Below are 7742 nucleotides of genomic sequence, written 5' to 3' on the forward strand. Positions count from 1 at the left end.
TCAGCTAGCCGCATCGAGCATCTCACTGACTGCGGTGCCGAGCCGCTTCAGTCGCGCCACGTCCCTGACCGAAAGGTCGTGGTGGCAAACGTAAAACATCTCGGCTGTGACCAATGTCGCGAGAATCAGTTCCTGCGTGGCCGGCTCGCTGGCGCGACCATATCCCTCCCAAACGCCTTCGAAGAGCGCGTCGAACCAAGGGCCGCCCTCCCGGATGATGTCCGCGAGATAAGGCTTGAAATCACCATCATAAGTGACCGTGACCAGAGCCTGCGTATCGTCGTTTATGAGGATCACGCGCAGCTCGTGGACTGTGCCGATGCGGCCTTCATAATAGCGTGATTCTGCCTGGAACTGGCCAATGCGCTCGCGCAGCAGCGCAGCTTTGCCGGGGATGAGCTTGGCCACCGCGGTCGCCTCACCGCGCTTGCCATACCGCAGCCCGGGGCCATCGGGTTGCTGGCGGACGTCGACCACGTCCTGCGTGCGATCATTAGGCGTGAAAAGCGCAGCCATGAAATGTCTCCTTTGCGGGTCAGACTTCGGACGTGGGAGCCGGAGTGTCCGACACCGGAAGCGACGAAGAGCGCCGCCACCCGCCGCTGCGCAGCGCCGCCGAGGCTTCGTAGACACCGCGCCGGATCTGCAGGATCGGATCGTCGGTTGGTTCGATGCCGTCCACGAGCTGGCTGGGATCGTGGTTCATCATCGGATCGCCTATCTCGGCCTCGTCGGTGGGCGCCATCAGCGTCAGGCGACCGATCGTCACGCGCCGGCGCTCCTCGGGCCAAAGGGCGGTTGCGTCGTCGAGCGGATCGCCCGGCTCGGCCAGTTCGATCTGGAGATCGAAGGCGACGCTTTCTTTAGCCAGTCGCCCCGTGAGTTCCTCGAACAAAATATCGACGGGTTTATCCGCGAGATTGGCAGGCGGCTGGCCTTGCTCTCCGGCAACTGGAATCCAGTGGAAGCGCGCCGGAGTTTCTTGATCGGCGGCGTTGAGCAGCCGGAAGGCATGAACCGAATGAAAGGCTGTGTGTGCAAAGCTGACTGGAGCCGGCGATTCCGCGCGCATTTGAAACACAGCCGCCGCATTGGGATGCTGCGGCAGGATCGCTTTCAGCCCGTCGAGATTGGGCGGGCCGCCGGGCTTGAGCGGCGCGGCCGCCTCCACGAGCGCGATGAACTGGTCGATCGACCGGGCAATGAACAGCTTTTGGCTGAGCATCACGAGATGCGTGATCCGTCCGTCTGGCAGATAGAATCGCGTCGCCATGCCGACCGTGGCGTTGAAATGGGCGAAGGGGTCACCCCCGCCCTTGGAATAGCGCACCGTGACCGGCACTTCCTGCCCACTCAGGTGTATCGCCCGGCTGTAATGTGCGGCCCCCGGGGTCGCCCGGAACGTCCCACGGTAGAGACGACCGTCCGCGTGCAGTGTGCGATAGCCTTCATACCGGCCAAGCACAGCGTGGATCTTTTCGACCAGTTCTGCCGCGAGGCGATATTGGCTGTTCTGCGTCATGGGCTGCTCCGGCACCCGGCTCGCGTCGGGCTTCAGCAGCGGGCTTAGGAAACCAAGATGACTCGGTGCAGTGAGGAGATGGAAGGTCTACGTTAGCGCTTTTTACTAACGCTTCGTCACCTTACGCTCCCGACTTGCGAAGGTAGTGCGGAGGAAACCAAGCGATGGAGTTTCCCGCCGATGACCCAGGCCCCGAAGAACGATCTTGCAGGCCGTGTCGCGGTCATCACCGGTGCTGGTGGCGGCATCGGTCTGGCGCTGGCGCTCGACGCGGCCCGGCGCGGGATGGATGTCGTCCTGGCCGATATTGGAACTGAGGCTCTGGCGTCGGCGAAGTCGCAGGTCGAGGCGCTCGGCGTCCGCGCCATCACCGTGCAGACCGATGTGCGCCATCTCGCCGAACTGGAAGTCCTGCGCGATCAGGCTACCGCACAACTCGGCGAGCCATGGTTGCTCGTCAACAATGCCGGCGTCGCGAAGATCGCGCTCGCCTGGGAAACGGGCGAAGCGGACTGGAAGCGACTCATCGACATCAACGTGTGGGGCGTGATCAACGGACTGCTCGCTTTCCTGCCCGGGCTGCGCGCTCGGCAATCCGGCTATATCCTCAACACTGCCTCCGTCGGTGGTCTGCTCGCGATGCCGGCAAATGCCGCCTATGTTGCTAGCAAGCATGCCGTGGTCGGCCTTTCCGAGACGCTGTTTCGGGAACTCGAAGCAGACGGCTCCAAAGTCGGGATCTCCGTCTTGTGCCCCGCGCTGGTGAAGACCGCCATAGCAGGTACCAAGCAGGTGGACGGAAAGACCGTATCGGCGATCGACTCTCCCAATGCCATGGAGCCTGCCGATGTGGCGCGGATCGCGCTTGATGCCGTGGAGGCGAACCAATTCTGGATTCTCACCCATGGCGAACATATCTCGCCCTATATGCGGGCACGGCTGGAGCAAATGACGGGCCAGCGCAACCCCGACCGGACCAGCGTCGACCGCTCAATCCTTGAAACAGCGGCCGCCGCCACTGGCCTCGACTTCCTGCACGTGTGAGAGGTCAGCGCTGGGTCAACGCGACCTAACCTGATATGCTGGACGCGATCAGGGAGCGTCGATGAATTTTCCTGCCGTTGAAGAATTCACCTTTGGGCGCTTTCGCCTGTTCCCGGAACGCCAAATGTTGCTGAGGGACGAGGAGCCGGTTCGGCTCGGCAGTCGGGCAACTGAGATTCTCAGCCTGCTAGTCCGCCACGCGGGCGCGCTCGTCAGCAAGGCGCAGATCATGGAAAAGGTCTGGCCCGACACGACCGTCGTTGAGGCCAATCTCTCAGTACATATGAGTGCGTTGCGCCGCGCGCTGACAGATGACACCTCCGCCTCTCCTTACATCGTCACGGTGCCGGGACGTGGGTATCGGTTCACGGCCGCTGTTGGCCAGGGACAGCAAGATCGGCCGGTTCCCGAGCCCGCCGCCGCTCGGTCGAACAACCTGCCGTTATTGTTGACCAGGCTGATCGGGCGTTCCGACGCTCTTCAGGCACTCAACGAACTGCTCGCGAGCCAACGTCTCGTCACAGTCGTCGGCACTGGTGGCGTCGGCAAAACCGCACTCGCGCTCAACGTCGCCGAGCGGAAACTTGCCAACTGGCGCGATGGCGTGTGGATCGCGGATCTGGCTTCCTTGGCCGATGCGGACATGGTGCCTGCGGCCATCGCGACGGTGCTGGGGCTGGAGGTTCGTTCGACCAATCCCGTGCCCGCGCTGATCAGCGCACTTGCCGACAAGCAGATGCTGCTGCTGCTCGACAATTGCGAGCATGTGATCGAAGCGGCCGCAATGATCGCCCATGCGATCCTGCAATCCGCGCGCTCGGTGACGATCCTGGCCACCAGCCGCGAGCCGTTTACGATCCCCGGAGAGCATGTCTTACGGCTCGACCCTCTGGGCGTGCCGCCGGAAACGGAACTGGTCGGCGCTCGGGAAGCGCTTCACTATGCGGCAATAGAGTTGCTCAGTGAGCGCGCAGCCGCTGTCGAATCCTCATTTGCGCTGGGTGACGAGGACGCGCTTGCTGCATCATTGATATGCAGAAAACTCGGTGGGGTTCCTCTCGCGATTGAATTTGCCTCGGCGCTCGTGCCGATCTTCGGACTGCGCGGGCTTGCTACGCGCCTTGACGACCGGCTGCGGTTGCTCGGGGGGCATCGGAACGTTCAGGCGCGGCACCGGACGATAACGGCGGCGCTAGACTGGAGCTACCAGTTGCTGGCGCCGGAGGAACAGCGGGCGCTGCGGCGCTTGGCGGTCTTTGCAGGCGGGTTCTCCATCGAGGCCGCGAACGCGGTGCTGGGACCGGGGATGGACGAGGAGACAACCGCGGAAATCATCTCGCGGCTTGTCCTCAAATCTCTTGTCTCGCCCGATGTTCGGGATGCGAATGTAAGATTTCGATTGCTCGAGACGACAAGGGCCTTCGCGCTCGATGTGCTGGAGGCCGCTCGCGAAGGCCCGCAGGTATCCCGGCTCCACGCCGAATATTTCGCTAGAGTTCTTCATGGCGAAGGTTCGTCGAGCCCGGCCAATGACGATTATGCCGCCTTTGTACCTGAGCTCGACAATATCAGGGCCGCCCTGCGCTGGGCCATGTCGCCGAGCGGCGACGTCACTACGGCGCTCGCTATCGGTGCCGGAGCCCTGCCGATTTGGTTCGGCCTATCGCTCCTCACGGAATGCGGGACACGCATGACAGCGCTCATGGATGGCCTCGATCCCCTGCAGCGGCAGACGCCTCACGGTGCCGCGATCGACATTGCGATCCAGGCGACCGGCATATTTACCTTCGGTGCTCCAGATGGGAGTTACCGCGATTGGACGGAGCGTGAACGCATCGCCGCCGACGGCAACCTCCTGATCGAGCGCGTCCGCCTGCTGCTAGGCCGCTGGACCTACAATATCCGAATGCCCGACTATGCGCTGGCGGACGAACAGTCCCGCGCATTGATCGATATCGCCGAGGCCCAGAGCGAGCCTCCGGAGACCGGCGAGGCACCGCTCGCTCTTCTGGTCGATCCGGCCCATATGCATGCGACGGCAGCGTGGGCGCGGGGCACCACTCTGCATCACATGGGCGAGATGGCAGCGGCACGCGCGTGCCTGGAGCGATTCCTGCTTCGGGAAACACCGCAGATGCGTGCCTTCTTCATGACTATTACGGGATTCGACCGACGGTCGGACGTTCTGGGCCTGCTCTCTATAGCGAAGTGCCTGCAGGGCGAAGTGGATCAAGGGCTGGCCGATGCTGCTGAAGCGGTGCGCGAAGCGCGCGCCACTCGCAAGGCGCTGCCGATCTGCGAGGCTCTCCAATGGGCTTGCTTCTCGATGGTGCTGATGGGCGAGCCTTCGTCCGCCACTTCCATCCTTGTGGGCGAACTGCTTGGCACCGCAAAAACCCATTCGCTCAACAGCCATTACGGTGTTGCACTGGGGCTAAAGGGCTGCCTCATAGCGTCATCTGGCCAGCATGAGCGCGCCATCGAGCTGCTACGGAGCGGTCTTGGCCAATTGAACGAAGCACATTACGGGCCGTTTGATCCTTTCTTCACGGGCGTGTTGGCGAGCAGTCTCTCGGCAATCGGGGAGTTGCGCGAGGCACAGCACTGCGTCGCCCGATTTGAAATGGATAGGCAGACGCCGCACGGCTTCTGTGGTCCTGACCTCACGCGCCGAAGGGCCCTATTGGCGGCGCTGGCAGGCCAAGCCGATCTGGCGGAGCGCTTATTGCGCGCTGCGATTGACGAGGCGATCGAACAGGGCACGCTGTTATGGCGCCTACGAGCCGGTCGCGATCTGGCCGCCCTCTATGAAGCACAAGAGCGACAAGAGGCGGCCGACGCCGAGCGCCAAAAGCTGTCGCTCCCAGCGACCGAACCGCTGCGGTCGCGTGAGGCACAATTGCTTTGGTGATCATGACACCAGCATCAACGCCGCCTTGTGGTCGGACCGTTCGGCGAGGAGCCAGCCAGGCAGCTTAGACAAAATCTTCCTGGCGATACTGGGCGCAATCGCCAGCCGGTCGATCGCCGATGTAGGTAACTCGATCGACCAGGCAAGCGCACCACACGGCTCCACGATCTCCACCGCGATCCGCAGTTCGTCTCCAGCCATGCGCAACGTTCCGTGCAGCAAGGCGCGGGCGCCGGTTTCCCGCGACACTTTGCGCGGGCTCCAGCCGCGCTCGTGGCAGCGATAGACGGCTAGCCGGGAGGCAAGGCGTACCGAGGTCGAATGATGCAATAGGGAGATCAGCTCCTCGGTAACTCCCTCCGCCAACCTGTCATCGCACCCGACGAGAAACGAACGGAATGGCATCACGGCCAAATCCACCTTCGCCCGCATGTCGCGCATGAGGCCAGTCGGCGTCGACATCGTCACGAAGGCGGGCCGATAGCCGCCTTGCGGTAGAGAGATTTGGAGCGACGCCGAGCGCCCTGGCCCGGCATAGTAATCGGCCAGTTTGGCCCGAAGGCGACGAGCCTCGACACGAACGGTTGAATCCACGCAAGGATCGTATGGCGCCCCGGCACCGTATAGTGCGTCTCCGATCACCAGCTCCTTCAATCTATCGCCGCGTCCTGCCAGAACTTCCTCGACAAGAAATGCGAGCAACGCGAAGAGCCGCCTGCTGCGACGGAAGGCTGCGCTGTTGCGCAGCAGCTCCAAGTGCGCGCGCACAGCCCATGTTTCCGGCATGTCCACCAGAGCGTGGCTCCTGTGTCTATTCTTACGGGGCCTCCACCCCTTGCCAGGCGAGAGTTCCACACCCGCTGTGGCGCGACGACTTAAACGTTCCAAAGAATTCCAAATCTGGCCGGTCCATCGTCGGAGCGGCTGCTTTTGTAGCGATCGGTCGTTCAACCTTGAGGCGTCAATGGCCGGGTTTGGTCGCGAGTTGCCCCCGGCTGGCGGCGATCACATCGCTGCAATCGAGGCGCTAGCGTAGGACGCGATCTTCTCCCATCCGAGCGTTTCGTAGAGCGCCCGACCATCGTCTGTGGCAACCAGCAGTTCGAAACTGTGGGGATCGCCCCTGGCCTCGTGCAGGGTCTGCATGAGGACATGACCCAAGCCTTTCCTGCGATGCGCCGCCTCCGTCACAATCCGGTCGTAGATGAAGACACCATCTGTCTCGGCCCCGTAGCCGCTGGCTGCCAAGATGCCGGTGTCTGTGACAATGCGAGCAGACGTCACGGCACCGGACTGCTCGACCGCGATAGAGTATCCGTCCGCGAGTTGTCGGCGGGGCATTGTGCCATTAGCGCGCATCACATGGCTGGGCGCTTGGATTGTCCAGTGTGCTGGCAGCGTGGCACGCAAGGCCTTCGACGTTTCACAGACCTTCAGGAGCTGGCGCGGCTGATGGATGGTGCGGGCAAGCGTCTTGAGCCCATCACCGATGCACGGGAACACCCAGCGGACAGTTTCCGTTTCCGATCCGGTATCGACGCGGAAACCGCCATGCTCGGGCACCGGCATGGGCAACCCGCGCGCTAACGATCGCGCGGCGAGCCAAGCATGCAACAGATGCGGATCAAGGCCTTCGGCGTTCATGATGCCTCGCACGTCGAATTGTGCCTTTCGGGATGGCCATCCGTGAAGTTTCGCCAGTTCGCTTGGTATAGCCGCCAGCTCTCAACCGGCTGCCTCGTTGCCCTCATCGAGCACATCCGCCAGCATCGCGGCCAGCGCTTCTTCGGCACGGGCGCGGGCCGATGCATCCTTGGCGGCGAGATCGTTGCGAAGCCACTGCGGTGCGCGTTCGATCACGCCGAGAATGCGGGTCTTGGTCTTGTGGTCCATGTATGTCCCTATGGCGACGCGGCTGGCGTGGGGCAATGCTCTGGCGATGGGTTGTGGACGTGCGGTGCTGGCTGCTCAGTCTTTGTCGTCGGCCTCAGCAAATGCCCGCTTCCCACGCCGCCGCCACAGCATGAGTTGGGTGCCAGTCTCGTCGGTGCGCAGCTTTGCCGCCGCCTCGACCAGCAATCCAAGGATAGCGGCGCGATCATCGTCGGTCAGTTCGACAATGCCGGCCTTGGCGACCAGCCCGCCCAGCTCGATCAGCTGCCGCGTGCGTTCGCGCCGCTTCACCTGCCAGGCCCTTGTGTCATGCCGCGCCTGTTGCAGGGCCAGGCGATGGCGAGCGCTGGTCGTGCGGCGCTGCTGGTTGCG

Annotated in this window: 8 protein-coding genes; 2 read left to right on the forward strand and 6 right to left on the reverse strand. The window is 63.1% G+C overall.

Going from position 1 to position 7742, the window contains the following annotated elements; translation table 11 throughout:
* A complete protein-coding gene (locus tag FHT19_RS22695; RefSeq protein WP_169476936.1) occupies positions 1-516 on the reverse strand; it encodes a hypothetical protein in 516 nt (171 codons plus the stop codon).
* Positions 517-535: 19 nt separating this feature from the next.
* On the reverse strand, positions 536-1522 hold the full coding sequence (locus FHT19_RS22700) for a catalase (RefSeq protein WP_169476937.1): 987 nt from the start codon (positions 1520-1522) through the stop codon (positions 536-538).
* A 180-nt stretch (positions 1523-1702) separates the two neighbouring features.
* Here FHT19_RS22700 and FHT19_RS22705 point away from each other — a divergent pair, with 180 nt between their 5' ends.
* Together FHT19_RS22705 and FHT19_RS22710 are read left to right on the forward strand one after the other, a co-directional pair.
* On the forward strand, positions 1703-2566 hold the full coding sequence (locus tag FHT19_RS22705) for an SDR family NAD(P)-dependent oxidoreductase (RefSeq protein WP_169476938.1): 864 nt from the start codon (positions 1703-1705) through the stop codon (positions 2564-2566).
* Positions 2567-2627: 61 nt separating this feature from the next.
* Positions 2628-5477 carry a winged helix-turn-helix domain-containing protein gene (locus tag FHT19_RS22710; RefSeq protein WP_169476939.1) on the forward strand — a complete coding sequence of 950 codons (2850 nt, stop codon included), beginning with the start codon at positions 2628-2630 and terminating at the stop codon, positions 5475-5477.
* Here FHT19_RS22710 and FHT19_RS22715 read toward each other — a convergent pair whose 3' ends face one another.
* The 4 genes from FHT19_RS22715 to FHT19_RS22730 all read right to left on the reverse strand — a co-directional run.
* A complete protein-coding gene (locus tag FHT19_RS22715) occupies positions 5478-6269 on the reverse strand; it encodes a hypothetical protein (protein ID WP_169476940.1) in 792 nt (263 codons plus the stop codon).
* A 213-nt stretch (positions 6270-6482) separates the two neighbouring features.
* Positions 6483-7121 (reverse strand): GNAT family N-acetyltransferase, encoded by a 639-nt coding sequence (locus FHT19_RS22720; protein WP_169476941.1) that lies wholly within the window; start codon positions 7119-7121, stop codon positions 6483-6485.
* Positions 7122-7202: 81 nt separating this feature from the next.
* A complete protein-coding gene (locus FHT19_RS22725) occupies positions 7203-7370 on the reverse strand; it encodes a DUF6771 family protein (RefSeq protein WP_169476942.1) in 168 nt (55 codons plus the stop codon).
* Positions 7371-7445: 75 nt separating this feature from the next.
* On the reverse strand, positions 7446-7742 hold a 297-nt coding region (locus FHT19_RS22730; RefSeq protein ID WP_248290618.1), incomplete at its 5' end, for a conjugal transfer protein TraD.

It is taken from the genome of Novosphingobium sp. SG919 (genome assembly GCF_012932495.1).
GTDB classification, from domain to species: domain Bacteria; phylum Pseudomonadota; class Alphaproteobacteria; order Sphingomonadales; family Sphingomonadaceae; genus Novosphingobium; species Novosphingobium rhizosphaerae.